The sequence below is a fragment of the Herminiimonas sp. Marseille-P9896 genome, from assembly GCF_903993245.1.
Classification (GTDB): Bacteria; Pseudomonadota; Gammaproteobacteria; order Burkholderiales; family Burkholderiaceae_D; genus Oxalicibacterium; species Oxalicibacterium contaminans.
This window is the reverse complement of the sequence record NZ_CAJEVT010000001.1, coordinates 306,022-323,057: the sequence shown is the minus strand read 5'-3', so window position 1 is coordinate 323,057 and position 17,036 is coordinate 306,022. Positions and strand designations below refer to the sequence as shown.

Genomic DNA, 17,036 nt, shown 5'->3' with positions numbered 1-17,036 from the left:
ACGGGATATCAGAAGTCTGTCTCGCAATCTGCTGATACAAGTAAAAAGGCCGGTCATATAACCGGCCTTTTGTTTACTGTTCTAGTTCATCAGAAAGAGTAACGAGCTTGAACATACGCCATACGCGGCGCGCCAACCAACTTCCCTCTGTTACCGTCGGTAGTACGAGTAAAGTAACGCTCGTCAGTTAAATTATTAACCCCGGCAAGAATTTCCAATCCTTTTTGCTTCGGTACTTTCCAGTTGACCTGTGCATTCCACAAACGGAACCCCGGAATGACGCCATTGCTACCATCCGCACTTTCAGCGACGGTATTTTTTTCATCAGCAAATTGTTTGCTTTGATGTGTAGTTGAAAGGTTCAGCCCCCAATTTCCAACGTTATAGCGCAAGCCAACTGTGTCGGTATTACGCGCGTAGAAAGGCACATCATTACCCGCTGTTATTCCCGACTCCAACGTGGCGCGAGTATATGTATAGTTAATGTAGGCGTTCAGTCCCGCAAAAGGACCTGTCTTGTCAAAGGTGTAGTCAAACGCCGTTTCCACACCGTTGTGTGTAGTTTTTCCTAGGTTGTAGTAAGACAATGATGTGCCACTACCAACGGACTGAATTTGATTGTCGAAGCGAATATTAAATACCGTCAATTCAGCCGAAAAACTTTTGTTTTGCCAGCGCACCCCTGCTTCTGTTGTCCTAGCTAATTCAGGTTTCAAAGGGGTAGTCGGTGCCACTGGTGCCGCCAGCTGGAAATTCTGAATTGTTCCAAACGAGGTTCCGTAGTTAGCGAACAAGGTTATGTCCTGAGTAAGAAGATAAGCTATGTTTAACGAAGGCAAAGGTTCGTTGTTAGTGATCTCAGGACTCTTACCTGTCGTGCGATCGGTACTGACAGATTTTATGCGCTCAAAGCGGATCCCAGGCGTAATACGCCAAGCACCGAAAGCGATCTTGTCATCGATATAAATTGCGTGTGCGTCGGTTGAGTTATCGACGGTTGTCTGCGCAGTAGTAACGCCTGTCGCAATTTTTTCGCTGAACTTATTATCGTCACCACGCTCACGTATGTAGCGATAACCTACAGTCACATCATTTGTAGTCTTGCCGATATTAAAGCGCTGCGTATAACGCGGCTCTATACCCAATGTTTGATAGCTACGCGGCTGATGATCGATATCCGTTTTGTTCGTATTGTTGAATAGCGTGCTTTGGCGATTGCTCTCATTGTAATAAGTACGAATCTCAAATTCCTGCGTGTCGGAAATTGTGTTGATATAGCCAACATCGAGGGCCGTACGATCACCACTCCAAAAATCCGTAGGGCGAGTATTTTGAAATGGATTCGCATTGTACTGCGCAGTCGTCAAACCACCTGGCGTCCGCGAAGTAACGTCGTAATAGGAAAATTTACCGTAGATTTCTGAGGTAGGACTCAGTTCATAACGGAACTTCAACGCGAGATCATTGACCTTTTCATCGCTGCCCACACGCCAATCACTGCCACTCATACCCGAGTACAACACCGCAAAACCCAAACCGTTATCCAGTTGCTTGCCCGCAAATGCACTGTACTGGGTATTGCTGCCGCCCTTGCTGTAGTCATTCTGACGTACTGACACGTCTCCAACTGCGTCACCCCCCATCGGAATTGAACGAGTTTTGAAATTGATGATGCCGCCAACGTTTTGCGGTCCGTAGCGTACCGCGCCACCACCACGCACAACATCTATCGATTCAATGTTATTCAAACTAACCGGGGCAAATGACAACTGTGGTTGGCCATAAGGTGCAACCGCCATAGGAATACCATCAAGCAAGACCGTTGAACGCGGGGAGTAACGACCTGCCAAACCGCGCACGCCAATATTAAGCGAAACGGCACTACCCGCACTGCCGGAGTTATCAGTACTTTGAACCCCGGGGATACGACGCATCACATCGCTGATACTGGCAGCACCGGAGTTCTCTATCTCTTCCTTCTTCACGACGGTGCGTGCACCAGCGTAACGTTTCACGCTGTTTTGCAAACCGGTACCGAGCAAATCGCCACTCACCTGGATCGCTTCCAGCGTAGTCGGCTCATCAGCGTTGCTCGTTGCCTGCTGTGCATGCGACAACGCTGGGAACGCCAGCATGGCAACAGAAACTGCAGCTGAACACTTCAGCTTGCGCAGCGATGCGAATTTGCGGCTTTGCTTATTAGCCATGGATATTTCTCCGTTTTGATTGGTACGCACTGGCTGATTTTCTGACAGCGCGACGTAGTCGGCGGGGAGAGAACGGCTGGCGGGGACAGGGACAAATCAGACAGATTTGTCTGGTCTGGCAATGATAATGATTCGCGTTTTATGGGTCAACGCATACCTGCGGCACTGTTGCTTTTTTGGTGGCGCAAATGGGTGTTTTTGCGCCACCGGCTCAGATTACTTTCAACTTGGAAAACTCCGGATTCCCGGGCGGAAATTCCGGTTTCAATTTATTCAATTTTTCCAGCACGATGCTGCTGATGACCAGATTGCGATGCGTCTTCGAATCTGCGGGCACGACATACCACGGCGCATGATCGGCATCCGTTTCGCGTATGACTTCTTCGTACTGCGCCTGATAAGCATCCCAGGATTTGCGCTCTTCCAGATCTGCCGGATCAAATTTCCAGTGCTTGTTCGGATCGGCTATGCGCTCTTCCAGACGCTTCTTTTGCTCGGCACTGGAGATGTGCAGGAAGAACTTGAGTATGACGGTTCCTGTCTCTGCCAGCATGCGTTCAAAGTCGCGGATGTGCTGGTAACGACGCTTGCATTCCTTGTCATCTATCCAGTCGTGTACACGTGTAATCAATACGTCTTCGTAGTGACTACGATTGAAGATGGTGAACTCGCCTTGTGACGGCACCTGCTTGTGTATGCGCCACAGGAAGTCATGCGCCTTCTCTTCGGTACTCGGCGCCTTGAAGGCCACACTGCTGACACCCAGCGGATCTATCTTGCCGAATACGCCGCGTACGGTGCCATCCTTGCCCGAGGTATCCATGCCTTGCAGCACGATGAGTATTTTGTGCTTGCGCTCGGCATAGAGGACCTCCTGCAAGTCTGCGATCTGTTGCGCCTGCTGCTCGACCAGTAACTTGTCCTGCTCCTTGTCGCCACTGGATAAAGATTTTTCTCCTGCAGCGGCATCTGCTACCTTTTGTTTTTTATCGGCACGAAATGATTGCTGGATGCTGGCCATCTGTATCTCCGTTAGGCTTGCTGGGCACGCCATCTGGCGTGATCGACTTTGGTACAACGATCTGCCACCACGTCCAGCCCTGCTGCGCGCGCCTTGTTGGTCGCTGCTTCATTGACGATACCCATCTGCAACCAGAAGGCGCGTGCCTTGATTGCGATCGCTTCATCTGCGATAGGCTCGACCAGTTCCGACTTGCGGAATACATCTACCAGGTCGATGCGAATCTGTTGCTCAGCAAGCGCTGCTGCTGCCTGAGTCAGCGTCGCATAGCAATGTTCGCCGAGGATGTGCGTCCCTGCACAGACCGGGTTGACCGGAATGATGCGGTAGCCATGGCGCTGCAAGTATTCAGCAACGTAGTGGCTGGGACGATCTGGTTTCGGTGAGATGCCTACCACTGCGATGACGCGTGATTCGGCGAGTATTTTGTCGGCTATCTGGAGATCATTATTCATAGATTCTTTTTCCAAAAACAAAAAGGGCAGCCTAAGCTGCCCTTTATTGTATGCGGGATTTGAAGATTAGCGTTTTTGACGCAATCTTTGGATCGCCGCCAACTGTGCAATTGCGCTGGCCAATTCAGCCTGTGCTTGTGCGTAGTCGATTTTCGATTCTTTATTGACCAGTGCTTCTTCGGCCAATTGTTTAGCTTCCGCTGCCTTCGCTTCATCCAGGTCGCCACCACGGATCGCGGTGTCAGCCAAAACCGTAACTACATGCGGTTGCACTTCCAGGATACCGCCTGCGACGAAGACAAATTCATCTTCAGCCTGGCCTGTAACCTTGATGCGTACCGCACCTGGTCGGATGCGTGTAATCAAAGGCGTATGTCCCGGCAAAATCCCGAGCTCGCCCGATTCACCCGGCAGCGCGACAAATTCTGCCTCGCCGGAGAAGATTTCTTCTTCGGCTGAGACGACGTCTACGCGCATAGTATGTGCCATGTTAGAACCTTATTCATTCGTTCAAAGATCGATACAGGATCGATGCGAACTTGCAGCTAATTTACAGCCTATGCACTGCTGTTACGCAGGGCATAGGCTGCTCAACGATTAGTTGAGTTTTTTCGCTTTTTCGATTGCTTCTTCGATGGTACCTACCATGTAGAACGCTTGTTCTGGCAGGTGATCGAGTTCGCCCGATGCGATCATTTTGAAGCCCTTGATCGTATCTTTCAGCGAAACGTATTTACCAGGCGCGCCGGTAAACACTTCAGCAACGTGGAACGGCTGCGACAGGAAACGTTGCATCTTACGTGCACGTGCGACCAGCAGTTTGTCTTCTGGTGCCAGCTCGTCCATACCCAGAATCGCGATAATGTCGCGCAATTCTTTGTAGCGTTGCAATGTACCTTGCACAGCACGTGCGGTGTCGTAGTGATCTTGACCAACGACCAGTGGATCCAATTGACGCGATGTCGAATCGAGTGGATCAACCGCTGGGTAAATACCGAGCGATGCGATGTCACGCGACAGAACGACGGTGGAATCCAAGTGAGCAAAGGTGGTTGCTGGCGATGGATCGGTCAAGTCATCCGCTGGAACATAAACAGCTTGGATCGAAGTAATCGAACCGGTTTTGGTCGATGTAATACGCTCTTGCAGACGGCCCATTTCTTCAGCCAGTGTAGGTTGATAACCCACAGCGGAAGGCATACGACCCAGCAACGCGGATACTTCGGTACCAGCCAGTGTGAAACGATAGATGTTATCGACGAAGAACAACACGTCTTTACCTTCGTCACGGAATGCTTCAGCCATGGTCAGACCGGTCAACGCAACGCGCAGACGGTTACCTGGTGGTTCATTCATCTGACCGTAAACCATCGCCACTTTGGAGTTCTCTGGGTTTTCCAGATCAACCACTTTCGCGTCAGCCATCTCGTGGTAGAAGTCATTACCTTCACGAGTACGTTCACCAACACCAGCAAACACGGACAAGCCGCTGTGTGCTTTAGCGATGTTGTTAATCAGTTCCATCATGTTGACGGTTTTACCAACACCCGCACCACCGAACAGACCGACTTTACCGCCTTTTGCGAACGGGCAAACCAGGTCAATAACCTTGATGCCTGTTTCCAGCAAATCTTGCGATGGCGACAGGTCGTCATACGCAGGCGCTTTGCGGTGAATCGATGCTGTGCGCTCTTGGCTCACAGGACCGCATTCGTCGATAGGGTTACCCAATACGTCCATGATGCGGCCCAGTGTTGCTTTGCCGACTGGCACCGTGATTGGATTGCCGGTGTTTTGAATCATCATGCCGCGGCGCAAACCGTCGGAGGTACCGAGCGCAATGGTACGTACAATACCGTCGCCAAGCTGCTGCTGAACTTCCAGCGTCAGTTCAGAGCCTGCCATTTTCAAGGCATCGTAAATCTTAGGCATCGCATTGCGGGGGAATTCAACGTCCACCACGGCGCCGATACACTGAACGATTTTGCCATCAGCCATTTTCGTTCCTTCAATATATAAAATTTAAAATCTGGTTGTTGAGGACAGCGTATCGCTACGCCGTCCAGCAATCGAATTAAACCGCAGCCGCACCGGCGACGATCTCTGAAAGTTCTTTCGTAATCGCAGCTTGACGCGTCTTGTTATAGACCAATTTCAATTCGCCAATCACGCTACCGGCGTTGTCGCTAGCCGACTTCATCGCCACCATACGTGCCGATTGCTCGGACGCGAGGTTTTCAGCAACAGCTTGGAAAATCAGCGCTTCAACGTAACGCACCAACAATTCGTCAATCACGGTTTGCGCATCAGGTTCGTAGATGTAATCCCATGCCAGCGAATCTTCATCTGCCTTCAGCTTGTCAGTCGCCAATGGCAGCAGTTGCTCCATCATTGGCTCTTGTTTCATCGTGTTGATGAATTTGGTGTAGACGAGGTAAACCGCGTCCAGCTTGCCGTCCTGATACGCATCGAGCATCACCTTGACTGGACCAATCAACTTGTCCAGGTGCGGGGTGTCACCGATTTGTACCGCATGCGACACGACACGCGCGCCGATACGATTCAGGAAGCCCAAACCCTTGTTACCGATTGCAACTGCTTCGACTTTCTTGCCTTCTGCTTCCAACTCGCGCAGCTTGGTCGTCACGATACGCAAGGAGTTTGTGTTCATACCGCCGCACAAACCCTTGTCAGTTGTCACGATGATGAAACCGACCGTTTTCGACGCATCCGACTTCACCAGAAACGGGTGCGTATATTCCGGATTGGCTTGCGACAGATTCGCAGCGATGTTGCGAATCTTGTCGCTGTAAGGACGTGCCGCGTGCATCCGGTCTTGCGCTTTACGCATTTTGGATGCAGCGACCATTTCCATCGCCTTGGTGATCTTCTTCGTATTTTCTACGCTCTTGATCTTGCCACGTATCTCTTTGCCTGAAGCCATGAGTTGTTACTCCTTATAGCCTCAGAATCAGAACGATTTTTTGAAGTCAGCAATCGCAGCAGCCAAAGTAGCTTCGTCGTCTTTCTCGAGCTTTTTGGTGTCTTCGATTTTTTGCAGCAATGCTGCGTGGCTGGACTTCATGAAACCGTGCAGACCCGATTCAAACGCCAGTACTTTTTTGACTTCGAGGTCATCGAAGTAGCCTTTGTTGACCGCGAACAGCGAAACCGCCATCAACGAGATCGACAATGGAGCGTACTGAGCTTGTTTCAACAATTCTGTAACGCGTGCACCGCGGTCCAGTTGTTTACGTGTCGAAGCATCGAGGTCCGAAGCGAACTGCGCAAACGCTGCCAATTCACGGTATTGCGCCAAGTCGGTACGGATACCGCCGGACAAGCCCTTGATGACTTTGGTTTGAGCTGCACCACCAACGCGGGAAACCGAGATACCAGCGTTAATAGCTGGACGTACGCCCGAGTTGAACAACGATGTTTCCAGGAAGATCTGACCGTCGGTAATCGAAATTACGTTGGTTGGAACGAATGCGGAAACGTCGCCTGCTTGTGTTTCGATGATAGGCAATGCTGTCAACGAACCGGTTTTGCCTTTAACTGCACCTTTGGTGAACGCTTCGACGTAGTCGGCGTTAACACGTGCTGCGCGTTCGAGCAAACGGCTGTGGAGATAGAACACGTCGCCAGGGAACGCTTCGCGGCCTGGTGGACGGCGCAACAGCAGGGAAACCTGACGGTACGCAACAGCTTGTTTCGACAAATCGTCATACACGATCAGCGCATCTTCACCGCGGTCGCGGAAGTATTCGCCCATCGCGCAGCCGGAGTATGCCGACACGAATTGCATCGCAGCGGATTCGGATGCGGTTGCAGCAACCACGATCGTGTATTCCATTGCGCCGTGCTGTTCGAGCGAACGCACGATGTTTTTGATCGACGATGCTTTTTGACCGATCGCAACATAGATACATGTTACGTTCTGACCTTTTTGGTTGATGATGGCATCGATCGCAACAGCTGTTTTACCAGTTTGACGATCGCCAATGATCAATTCACGTTGGCCGCGGCCGATAGGCACCATCGCGTCAATAGCCTTGATACCGGTTTGCATCGGTTGATCAACGGATTGACGGGCGATAACGCCTGGAGCGATTTTTTCGATAGGGGTGGTCAACTTGGTAGTAACCGGACCTTTACCGTCGATAGGCTGACCCAAAGCGTTGACCACACGGCCACGCAGTTCAGGACCAATCGGCACTTCCAGAATGCGACCGGTACATTTAACTGTATCGCCTTCGGAAATGTGTTCGTATTCACCCAGGATAACGGCACCGACGGAGTCACGCTCCAAGTTCAGCGCGAGGCCGAACGTGTTGCCTGGAAACTCCAGCATCTCGCCTTGCATAACGTCAGACAGACCGTGGATGCGGCAGATACCGTCGGACACGGAAATGACCGTGCCTTGATTGCGAATCTCAGCGCTGTCGCTAAGCCCTTGAATCCGGCTCTTGATCAGTTCGCTGATTTCAGACGGGTTGAGTTGCATATAAACTCCTAAAATTTTTCTCTGTAGCTTAGGCTAGGGGCCCGGCGACGATTACGCAGTCAACGCAACTTGCATCTGTTGCAGTTTCGCGCGCACCGAGGTGTCGAGCACTTCATCACCGACAACGACGCGCACACCACCGATCAATGCGCCATCAACGGCGACTGTCGGGTTGAGCTTGCGGCCGAATTTCTTTTCCAGCGTTGCGACCAGTTCGGTCAACTGCGCTGACGACAGTTCAAACGCGCTGACGATTTCTGCGTCAGCTGCGCCTTCTTGCGCATTTTTCAATGCGTGGAACTGAGTCGCGATTTCCGGCAACAGCGTCAAGCGGTCGTTTTGCACCAGCATGTTGATGAAGTTTTTCGCTTCAGCGCCAACCGGCGATTTCAGCGCCGAAATGAATGCACTAGCGATCAGTTCATCCGAAGCTTTCGGGTTGTGCGCCAATGCATACACATCGGGATTCGCAGCAACCTGGGCCATTTCGGAGACCAGATCAGACCAGCCGTTCAGATCGGCAGCTTTCGCCACACGGAACAGAGCTTCGGCGTAAGGACGGGCAATCGTTGCGAGTTCGGCCATGATTACAGCTCGGCTTTCAGTTGGTTCAACAGATCAGCGTGAACAGCAGCATTGACTTCGCGCTTCAGGATTTGCTCAGCACCCTTAACTGCCAGGGTAGCGACCTGGTCACGCAATGCTTCACGTACCTGGGTTGCTTGCTGATCTGCATCTGCTTTAGCAGCGGCCAGGATGCGTGCGGCTTCTTCAGCTGCAGTTTTCTTGGCTTCTTCAATAATGCTCAGTCCGCGCTTCTCAGCATCGCTGATACGCTTTTGACCTGCTTCTTGCGCGGAAGCGAGTTCTGCCTGGGCGCGCTTTTCAGCTACTGCCAGATCAGACTTGCCACGTTCGGCTGCTGCCAAACCATCCGCGATCTTCTTGGCGCGCTCATCGAGCGCATTCATCAGTGGCGGCCACACGAATTTCATCGTGAAGCCTGCCAGGATGAAGAAGACCACGAACTGCGCAATCAAAGTTGCATTTAAGTTCATGGTAATTCCTTCTCTAAGTATCGTGTGCCGAAAATATCTTCAGCGTGAGAACCGGTAAAACTACCGAATTACTTAGCGATGAACGGGTTTGCGAATGCGAACAACATAGCGATACCAACACCAATCAGGAACGCAGCATCGATCAGACCAGCCAACAGGAACATTTTGGTTTGCAGTGTATTCATCAATTCTGGTTGACGAGCAGATGCCTCAAGATATTTGCCACCCATGATAGCGATACCGATACAAGCGCCGATCGCGCCCAGACCAATAATCAAACCACAAGCCAGCGCAACAAATGAGAGGTCAGTCATAACAATTCCTTCAAAGTTAAAGTTAAATCAAAAATTAAATCAAAAAACCAAAAGCCTAAATACTTAAACCATTAATGCGATTCATGTGCCTGGCCGATGTACACCAGAGTCAGCATCATGAAAATGAACGCCTGCAAGAAGACGATCAGGATGTGGAAGATTGCCCACATCGTACCTGCTACCACATGACCAAAGAAACCGAACGCGGTAGCGGTCGAACCCAGCAATGCAATCAACAGGAATAACAATTCGCCGGCGTACATGTTGCCGAACAACCGCATCGCCAGGGAAACGGTTTTTGCTGCGAATTCGATCATGTTCAACAACAGGTTGAACGGCGCGAGCCAGATACCAAACGGAGCAGCGAACAGTTCATGGATGAAGCCGCCAGCGCCTTTGATTTTGAAGTTGTAGTAGATCATCAGCGCGAATACGCCGAGCGCGATACCCATGGTGCCGTTCAGGTCGGCAGTAGGAACAACGCGATGATGTGTAATCAGGCTATCGAGGCCGACAGCGTGAAAGAAAGCGGAGAACATGTCGACTGGCAGGAAATCGAGCGAGTTCATCAGGGCAACCCAGACGAATACGGTCAATGCCAGTGGAGCGATAAAGGTACGGTCGCCGTGAACAATCGATTTGGCCTGGTTGTCGACCATTTCAACGATCATTTCAACAGCTGCCTGGAAACGACCCGGTACGCCGGAGGTCGCTTTACGTGCTGCCAGATACATAAAAAAACAGCCGATTACGCCAGCAAGTATGGACCAGAAAATCGTGTCCATATTGATGATCGAAAAATCGACAATTTTGTCTTGGTGCTTGGTAGAAAAATGCCCCAGATGGTGGACGATATATTCGGAAGCCGTCGGTGCTGCGTGATCAGTCGCCATTTTAGTGCCTAAATAATAAGATTATGTAACTCTTCAGTGCCACGACGAACGCGGCGACTAGCGCCAGCAAATTCAAATCGCGGTACAACCAGACAACCGCACCCAACAAAGCGATCGTCAATGCAATCTTGATAAATTCTCCGATGAAAAAAGTCATCGGATTAACGGATTCGGATTTTTGCGCAGCGGAAAATAGACGTAGCGCAAACAAACCATTCGGCACCACGCAACACAACCCTCCCAACAACGCCGAGTACAGCGCAGGCATTCCGGCAATCAAACCGGCAATAATGCTGGCTATTACCGTTGTCGCGAGTTGCAGGAGGACGACGGGCAGCATACTGGTCCAAATGATGCAGTCCTTTGGCGACCCTCACGATCGAGCTACTCGGACTGGAGTGAATACAAACTAAGTCGTGCGTTCCATGAAGCCACGGGATTATAAGGGCTTTCCTTCGCCACCGTCAAACGTTTGCTATGTGAAAAACACGTAGCTACGTTGCAAATTAAGCCTTGCGGATGGAATTATTTGTGTTCTGTCTATGTGGCAGCGGGAATTAGATGTTTAACAAACATTTAACACGCTGTTGCCGCAGAACAACGTCACCACAGGACGCCGAAACCGCGGGATCTGCCTGCGTTTCGCCGTCTATAGCCTGCAAACAGCGTATGGAGGATCAGGCCGTCACGCGCAGTTTGGCAATAATGCCGTCCAGCGCATCCAGATCAGCAAAATCGACGGTTAGTTGACCCTTGTTCTTTGCACCCAGCTTGATTTCGACCTTGCTGGCGAGCAAATCTGACAACTCTTCTTCCAGACGGGTGATGTCGCGGGATTTTTCCTTGCCATTGCTGCGCGGCTTGCCGGCGCCGTTCTGGTCCAGCGTCGAACGCACCACCAGTTTTTCCGCTTCGCGTACCGACATGCGTTTAGCCACTACCTGATTGGCCAGCGTAATCTGCGTCGCCGCATCCACTGCCAGCAAGGCGCGGGCGTGGCCCATATCGATATCACCAGCCATCAGCATGGTTTGTACCGGTTTCGCCAGGTTCAGCAAACGCAGCAGGTTGGACACCGCACTCCGCGAACGACCAACCGAGTTGGCTGCCTGTTCATGGGTGAAATTGAAATCGGCGATCAGGCGGTGTATGCCCTGCGCTTCTTCCAGTGGATTCAAATCTTCGCGCTGGATGTTTTCAATCAGCGCCATCGCCGCCGTGGCTTCGTCGTCGACTTCCTTGACCAGCACTGGTACTTCGGTCAGGCCAGCCAGTTGCGCTGCGCGGAAGCGGCGCTCACCGGCGATGATTTCATAGCGTTGGCGACCGTTGCCCGATGCGATCGGACGTACCAGAATAGCTTGCAGCAAACCCTGCGCCTTGATCGATGCCGCCAGTTCATTCAGCGCACCTTCATCCATCCGGGTACGTGGCTGGTATTTACCAGCTTGCATATCGGTGACTTGCAGCACCGAAGGTGCACCCGGCAATGCAGCGATCGCTTCATTGAAGTCGGAAGCACCGCCCAGCAATGCTTCCAGACCGCGACCCAAACCCTTTTGTTTTTTCGTGACCATAATTCCCGACTCACATTCTTAGTTCGTTACGGACCGACGCCGACAGCGCCCTCGCCCGCAGCATATTTAAATCGTTTTAATCCGCTCAACCATTTCCGCGCCGAAGGCCAGGTAAGCTTGCGCACCTTTGGCCGACGGATCGAAGTTAATGCCCGGCATGCCATACGATGGCGCTTCGGCCAGACGCACATTGCGCGGGATGATGGTCTTGAATACCTTGTCGCCGAAATGCTGTTCCAGCTGCGACGATACTTGCTGCGATAAAGTCATGCGCGGATCAAACATCACACGCAACAGGCCGATGATTTTCAGATCGGTGTTGAGCTTCGCATGTACTTTCTTGATGGTGTTGACCAGATCGGACAAACCTTCGAGTGCATAGTATTCACACTGCATCGGAATGATGACGCCGTGTGCTGCACACAAACCATTCAGCGTCAGCATCGACAGCGCAGGCGGGCAATCGATCAGCATGAAATCGTATTCCGCATCGACCAGGCCAAGCGCATCCTTCAAACGCTTTTCGCGATTATCGAGCTCGACCATTTCCACTTCGGCACCAGCGAGTTCGCGATTGGCTGGCAATACATCAAACCTGCCGGTCTCTGATCGCACGCGCGCAGTCGCGACATCCGCGATGCCGAGCAAGACTTCATAAATAGATGACGACAATTCTGCCTTGTTGATCCCTGCACCCATCGTGGCATTACCTTGCGGATCAAGATCCACCAGCAATACGCGCTGATTCAATTGCGCCAGCCCTGCTGCCAGATTCACTGCTGTGGTGGTCTTACCGACCCCGCCCTTTTGATTCGCAACGCAAAATATTTTTGCCATATTCTCGTTCTAGTTAGTGGTCAAACATTTCTGGATCCATCAAGTACTGCTACTGCCAACTGCTTTACTTGCCTGCACTGTCCTGCCGGGTTTTAACCAGCTTGGCCGTATCAAAGCCTTGTGCCGTTACGCGATTCACCAATGCTTCATACGCTGCTTCCGGCACTGTTGGTGTGCGTGACAGTACCCACAGGTAATCACGGCTAGGACCGCCCACTGCAGCCAGTGTGTAAGCCGGATCCAGATCAATGATCCAGTAGTCGGCCCAGACATAAGGTATCCAGCTCAGCCAGTCCGGTGCAAAGCGCACCTTCAGTTTGGCATTGGTACCATCGTCTACACGTGCACGTCCGATAGCTTCGTCTATCTTGCCACCCGCTTGCAAGCAACGATTGGTAACATCAATGTCACCGTCGGCGCGCTTGTCGTATTGCGCCGTTACATTCGCAATGCAGTCGTCCTGAAAGCGATTGGGAAAGCGTGCGATCTCATACCACTTGCCGGTGTAGCGTGCCAGGTCAACACTGACAACGGTACTCACCTGCTGCGCCCATGACGGCGCGCTCAGGCATGCAGCAAATAAGGCGGTAGCGATCAGCAGCTTTTTCATGGCACTGTCCTTTTGATAAAAACCAAATGACGTTCAGCCTGCAAAGTCGGTACCTGCAATGCGCGCACTTCACTGACTTGCCAGCCCGGCGGCAATCCTGCCACTTCGCTATCCGGTGCCACGCCCTTGAGTGCAATGTATTGCCCGCCATCTGCCAACAGATGTTCCGACCAATTTACGAAATCAGAGAGGTCAGCAAAAGCGCGCGAAGTAATCACATCAAACTTTTGCGGCGCTTGCCATTGTTCCACGCGTGCCGTGTGCACACTAACATTGCTCAGACTAAGTTCTGCTTTTACTTGCGTCAGGAAGGCTGTCTTTTTATGCACAGTATCTATCATAGCGATACGCATATCAGGCTGTGCTTCCGCCGCCCATATTGCCAACACGATGCCAGGCAAACCACCACCGGCACCGACATCAAGAACATTCTTCGCACCAGTGAAGGCTGATACTGCAGCCAATGAATCCAGCAAATGCTGGGTCACCATCTGGACCGGATCGCGCACCGCGGTCAGGTTGTAGACCGAATTCCATTTCGCCATCAAGGCCAGGTAATCGATCAGCTTATTGATTTGCGCTTCACTCAGGTCCAGCGATAAATCGCGCGCACCCTGGATCAACAATACGGTTAATGCGGGACGATCAAATGCCTTCATGCAGCAGCTTCAGAAGTAGGTGGTAGAGCAGCGAATTCCTTGAAACCGCCTTTTTTCAGATGTACCAACAGCAAGGAAATCGCAGCCGGTGTCACACCGGAGATACGCGAAGCCTGGCCCAGGGTTTCCGGTTTGTGCTTGCACAGCTTCTGACGTACTTCAAAGGACAAGCCTTTGACTTCCATGTAATCGAATTCCTGTGGCAGCTTCAAATTCTCGTAGTAATCATGACGCTCGACCTCTTTGGCCTGGCGATCGATGTAACCGGAGTATTTCAATTGGATCTCGACTTGCTCACGCACCGCATCTTCGCTCACGCCCGGACCAGCCAAATCCTGCCCATCCACGCCCTTCAGACTCATCAGGGTTTCATAGCTAACGTTTGGGCGACGCAGCAAGTCAGCGAGTGCATACTCACGCTCTATCCCTTTACCTAACACACGTTCCGCTTCGGCAGCAGCCAAAACTCGCGGGTTGACCCAGGTCGAACGCAGGCGTTCCAGCTCCCGTGCCACCGCTTCGCGCTTGGCTTCAAACACCGCCCACTGTGCATCACCGACGCAACCGAGCTTGCGCCCGATCTCGGTCAGGCGCATATCGGCATTGTCTTCGCGCAAGCTGAGGCGATATTCGGCACGGCTGGTAAACATACGGTAAGGCTCCAGCACACCCTTGGTAATCAAGTCATCGACCAATACGCCGAGGTAGGCTTCATCACGGCGCGGCGTCCAGGCCTCACGCTCCTGTGTTTGCAGGGCGGCATTGATACCAGCCAACATACCTTGTGCCGCCGCTTCTTCGTAACCGGTAGTACCGTTGATTTGTCCGGCAAAGAACAAGCCCTGGATAACCTTGGTTTCCAGCGTCGACTTCAAACCACGCGGATCAAAGTAGTCGTATTCAATCGCATAACCCGGACGCAGGATGTGCGCATGCTCAAGGCCGCGCATCGATTGCACCAGTGCCAGCTGGATATCGAACGGCAGGCTGGTCGAGATACCGTTGGGGTAAAACTCATTGGTCGTCAGGCCTTCCGGTTCGAGGAAGATTTGATGCGATTCCTTGCCCGCAAAGCGATGTATCTTGTCTTCGATAGATGGGCAGTAACGTGGCCCCACCCCTTCGATCACACCTGTGTACATAGGGCTGCGATCCAGTCCGCTACGTATCAGGTCATGGGTTTTTTCATTGGTATGCGTAATCCAGCAAGGCAATTGCTTAGGATGCATGGCCGCGTTACCCATCACCGAAAATACCGGTACAGGGTCGAGGTCACCCGGTTGTTCCAGCATCACGGAGAAATCTATAGATCGACCATCGATCCGTGGCGGTGTACCGGTTTTCAGGCGACCTTGCGGCAGCTTTAATTCTTTCAGACGAGCCGACAGCGAGATCGCAGGTGGATCACCAGCACGGCCAGCCGAATAGTTATTCAGGCCTACGTGTATCTTGCCATCAAGGAAGGTACCGGCGGTCAGCACTACAGCCTTGGCCTCAAACTTGATCCCGACCTGGGTTACCGCACCAACGACGCGATCACCCTCTACCAGCAAATCATCGACTGCTTGCTGGAACAGCCACAAATTAGGCTGGTTTTCCAGGCGTGAACGTATCGCCTGCTTGTACAGGATACGGTCGGCTTGCGCGCGGGTAGCGCGTACTGCCGGCCCTTTGGACGAATTCAGGATGCGGAACTGGATACCCGCTTCATCGGTAGCGATTGCCATAGCACCACCCATCGCATCGACTTCCTTGACCAGATGGCCTTTGCCGATACCACCGATGGATGGATTGCAGGACATTTGCCCCAGGGTTTCTATGTTGTGCGAGAGCAAAAGCGTTGTTTGCCCCATGCGCGCAGAAGCCAGCGCGGCCTCCGTTCCGGCATGGCCGCCGCCAACTACGATGACATCAAATTTGGTAGGAAAGATCATGGTGTGCCTCGATGAGACCTTAAGTAAGACCTTAAGCAGAGGCGAGATTATAAAGTCTTTTTGCTTTAATTTCCCCGCAAGCCGAATTTAGCTACAAATTAAGCCACGTTTGTTTCACGTGAAACATAAGTTTGCCCTGATGCACCCCTTCCCTAACGAAGGAAGGCATCGTAAATACTTTTCAAAATCAGCGCCGAAACGACGACCAGGAATATCTTGCGTACGAAACCACTGCCATGTCGTATTGCCAGACGTATTCCCAACAAAGAACCCAGCACATTACATACCGCCATCACCGCCGCCAGCTTCCACAACAATTCCGAGCTGTAGCCAAACCAGAGTATCGCGGCAATATTGCAGGCGACATTGACTATCTTGGCTACCGCCGATGCACCCAGGAAGTCAAAGCCAAAGAAGCGGACAAACAGGAAAACCAGGAAGCTACCGGTACCCGGGCCAAAGAATCCGTCGTAGAAACCGATCCCGGCGCCGACCAAAATAGCGATGCCCTTCTCTTTTCCCCCGACATGCATAGGAGCATGGACGCTGCCGAAGTCCTTCTTTCTATAGGTATAAATGGCGACGGCTACCAGGATAAAGGGTAGCAACTTACGCATGAATTCCGACGGAATCTGCGTCACGGTGAAAGCACCAATGAAAGCAAAGGCAAAAGCAGCCATGGCAGCAGGCGCTGCCGTACTCCACTGCAGCTTCACTTTACGGGCAAATCCGACCGCCGCGGCACTAGTGCCGCAGACACTGGCCAGCTTATTGGTACCCAGCAAGGTACCCATGGAAGCATTAGGAAAAGCAGAAAACAGGGCGGGAATCTGGATCAAGCCACCACCACCGACGACCGCATCTATCATTCCGGCTACAAATGCGGCCGCAGCCAGAAACACATAATCAGTCATGCTTGATCCAAAAATTCATAAACTGTCGACCGAATGGCAACAGCAGCTTA

18 protein-coding genes are annotated in these 17,036 nt (G+C 52.0%); all 18 read right to left on the bottom strand.

The features are described from left to right. Positions 1–89 precede the first annotated feature (89 nt). On the bottom strand, positions 90–2,207 hold the full coding sequence (locus H7U06_RS01545) for a TonB-dependent siderophore receptor (RefSeq protein ID WP_175624467.1): 2,118 nt from the start codon (positions 2,205–2,207) through the stop codon (positions 90–92). A 211-nt stretch (positions 2,208–2,418) separates the two neighbouring features. Continuing rightward, positions 2,419–3,228 (bottom strand): polyphosphate kinase 2 family protein, encoded by an 810-nt coding sequence (locus H7U06_RS01540; protein ID WP_175624466.1) that lies wholly within the window; start codon positions 3,226–3,228, stop codon positions 2,419–2,421. Between the two features lie 11 nt (positions 3,229–3,239). Beyond that, complete coding sequence (locus H7U06_RS01535) at positions 3,240–3,683, bottom strand: CoA-binding protein (RefSeq protein WP_175624465.1); 444 nt, start codon at positions 3,681–3,683, stop codon at positions 3,240–3,242. Between the two features lie 66 nt (positions 3,684–3,749). After that, positions 3,750–4,172, bottom strand: a complete 423-nt coding sequence (locus H7U06_RS01530) for a F0F1 ATP synthase subunit epsilon (protein ID WP_012081462.1) — start codon at positions 4,170–4,172, stop codon at positions 3,750–3,752. A gap of 108 nt (positions 4,173–4,280) precedes the next feature. After that, on the bottom strand, positions 4,281–5,681 hold the full coding sequence (gene atpD / locus H7U06_RS01525; protein ID WP_175624464.1) for a F0F1 ATP synthase subunit beta: 1,401 nt from the start codon (positions 5,679–5,681) through the stop codon (positions 4,281–4,283). A gap of 76 nt (positions 5,682–5,757) precedes the next feature. Beyond that, the gene (gene atpG / locus H7U06_RS01520; protein WP_175624463.1) at positions 5,758–6,627 is read right to left on the bottom strand and encodes a F0F1 ATP synthase subunit gamma; all 870 of its coding nucleotides are present in this window, start codon (positions 6,625–6,627) and stop codon (positions 5,758–5,760) included. Positions 6,628–6,654: 27 nt separating this feature from the next. Then, positions 6,655–8,190 carry a F0F1 ATP synthase subunit alpha gene (gene atpA / locus H7U06_RS01515; RefSeq protein WP_175624462.1) on the bottom strand — a complete coding sequence of 512 codons (1,536 nt, stop codon included), beginning with the start codon at positions 8,188–8,190 and terminating at the stop codon, positions 6,655–6,657. Between the two features lie 51 nt (positions 8,191–8,241). Next, positions 8,242–8,775, bottom strand: coding sequence for a F0F1 ATP synthase subunit delta (locus tag H7U06_RS01510; RefSeq protein ID WP_175624461.1), 534 nt, complete (start codon positions 8,773–8,775; stop codon positions 8,242–8,244). A 2-nt stretch (positions 8,776–8,777) separates the two neighbouring features. Further along, a complete protein-coding gene (locus H7U06_RS01505; RefSeq protein ID WP_175624460.1) occupies positions 8,778–9,248 on the bottom strand; it encodes a F0F1 ATP synthase subunit B in 471 nt (156 codons plus the stop codon). A 68-nt stretch (positions 9,249–9,316) separates the two neighbouring features. Next, the gene (gene atpE, locus H7U06_RS01500) at positions 9,317–9,562 is read right to left on the bottom strand and encodes a F0F1 ATP synthase subunit C (protein WP_011872763.1); all 246 of its coding nucleotides are present in this window, start codon (positions 9,560–9,562) and stop codon (positions 9,317–9,319) included. A 71-nt stretch (positions 9,563–9,633) separates the two neighbouring features. Continuing rightward, positions 9,634–10,455: a F0F1 ATP synthase subunit A gene (atpB, locus tag H7U06_RS01495; RefSeq protein WP_175624459.1), complete on the bottom strand. Its 822-nt coding sequence runs from the start codon at positions 10,453–10,455 to the stop codon at positions 9,634–9,636. 1 nt (position 10,456) lies between these two features. Further along, entirely contained in the window at positions 10,457–10,795 is a 339-nt protein-coding gene (locus tag H7U06_RS01490) for an ATP synthase subunit I (RefSeq protein ID WP_012081469.1), read from the bottom strand. 337 nt (positions 10,796–11,132) lie between these two features. After that, positions 11,133–12,032 carry a ParB/RepB/Spo0J family partition protein gene (locus tag H7U06_RS01485; RefSeq protein WP_175624458.1) on the bottom strand — a complete coding sequence of 300 codons (900 nt, stop codon included), beginning with the start codon at positions 12,030–12,032 and terminating at the stop codon, positions 11,133–11,135. A gap of 66 nt (positions 12,033–12,098) precedes the next feature. Next, positions 12,099–12,869: a ParA family protein gene (locus H7U06_RS01480; RefSeq protein ID WP_175624457.1), complete on the bottom strand. Its 771-nt coding sequence runs from the start codon at positions 12,867–12,869 to the stop codon at positions 12,099–12,101. A gap of 64 nt (positions 12,870–12,933) precedes the next feature. Beyond that, positions 12,934–13,479 (bottom strand): lipocalin family protein, encoded by a 546-nt coding sequence (locus tag H7U06_RS01475; RefSeq protein WP_175624456.1) that lies wholly within the window; start codon positions 13,477–13,479, stop codon positions 12,934–12,936. Beyond that, positions 13,476–14,138, bottom strand: a complete 663-nt coding sequence (rsmG, locus tag H7U06_RS01470; protein ID WP_175624455.1) for a 16S rRNA (guanine(527)-N(7))-methyltransferase RsmG — start codon at positions 14,136–14,138, stop codon at positions 13,476–13,478. The genes H7U06_RS01475 and rsmG overlap by 4 nt, the downstream gene beginning before the upstream one ends. Further along, positions 14,135–16,072 (bottom strand): tRNA uridine-5-carboxymethylaminomethyl(34) synthesis enzyme MnmG, encoded by a 1,938-nt coding sequence (mnmG, locus tag H7U06_RS01465; protein WP_175624454.1) that lies wholly within the window; start codon positions 16,070–16,072, stop codon positions 14,135–14,137. The genes rsmG and mnmG overlap by 4 nt, the downstream gene beginning before the upstream one ends. Positions 16,073–16,224: 152 nt before the next feature. Further along, on the bottom strand, positions 16,225–16,986 hold the full coding sequence (locus tag H7U06_RS01460) for a TSUP family transporter (RefSeq protein ID WP_175624453.1): 762 nt from the start codon (positions 16,984–16,986) through the stop codon (positions 16,225–16,227). Positions 16,987–17,036 lie beyond the last annotated feature (50 nt).

Bases quoted from the DNA above. Each gene is read 5' to 3' on its own strand.
- rsmG (WP_175624455.1), bottom strand. From the start codon at position 14,138: ATGAAGGCATTTGATCGTCCCGCATTAACCGTATTGTTGATCCAGGGT.
- H7U06_RS01485 (WP_175624458.1), bottom strand. From the start codon at position 12,032: ATGGTCACGAAAAAACAAAAGGGTTTGGGTCGCGGTCTGGAAGCATTG.
- atpB (WP_175624459.1), bottom strand. From the start codon at position 10,455: ATGGCGACTGATCACGCAGCACCGACGGCTTCCGAATATATCGTCCAC.
- atpG (WP_175624463.1), bottom strand. From the start codon at position 6,627: ATGGCTTCAGGCAAAGAGATACGTGGCAAGATCAAGAGCGTAGAAAAT.
- atpE (WP_011872763.1), bottom strand. From the start codon at position 9,562: ATGACTGACCTCTCATTTGTTGCGCTGGCTTGTGGTTTGATTATTGGT.
- H7U06_RS01545 (WP_175624467.1), bottom strand. From the start codon at position 2,207: ATGGCTAATAAGCAAAGCCGCAAATTCGCATCGCTGCGCAAGCTGAAG.
- H7U06_RS01480 (WP_175624457.1), bottom strand. From the start codon at position 12,869: ATGGCAAAAATATTTTGCGTTGCGAATCAAAAGGGCGGGGTCGGTAAG.
- H7U06_RS01530 (WP_012081462.1), bottom strand. From the start codon at position 4,172: ATGGCACATACTATGCGCGTAGACGTCGTCTCAGCCGAAGAAGAAATC.
- H7U06_RS01460 (WP_175624453.1), bottom strand. From the start codon at position 16,986: ATGACTGATTATGTGTTTCTGGCTGCGGCCGCATTTGTAGCCGGAATG.
- H7U06_RS01505 (WP_175624460.1), bottom strand. From the start codon at position 9,248: ATGAACTTAAATGCAACTTTGATTGCGCAGTTCGTGGTCTTCTTCATC.
- H7U06_RS01490 (WP_012081469.1), bottom strand. From the start codon at position 10,795: ATGCTGCCCGTCGTCCTCCTGCAACTCGCGACAACGGTAATAGCCAGC.
- H7U06_RS01475 (WP_175624456.1), bottom strand. From the start codon at position 13,479: ATGAAAAAGCTGCTGATCGCTACCGCCTTATTTGCTGCATGCCTGAGC.
- atpD (WP_175624464.1), bottom strand. From the start codon at position 5,681: ATGGCTGATGGCAAAATCGTTCAGTGTATCGGCGCCGTGGTGGACGTT.
- H7U06_RS01510 (WP_175624461.1), bottom strand. From the start codon at position 8,775: ATGGCCGAACTCGCAACGATTGCCCGTCCTTACGCCGAAGCTCTGTTC.
- H7U06_RS01540 (WP_175624466.1), bottom strand. From the start codon at position 3,228: ATGGCCAGCATCCAGCAATCATTTCGTGCCGATAAAAAACAAAAGGTA.
- H7U06_RS01535 (WP_175624465.1), bottom strand. From the start codon at position 3,683: ATGAATAATGATCTCCAGATAGCCGACAAAATACTCGCCGAATCACGC.
- atpA (WP_175624462.1), bottom strand. From the start codon at position 8,190: ATGCAACTCAACCCGTCTGAAATCAGCGAACTGATCAAGAGCCGGATT.
- mnmG (WP_175624454.1), bottom strand. From the start codon at position 16,072: ATGATCTTTCCTACCAAATTTGATGTCATCGTAGTTGGCGGCGGCCAT.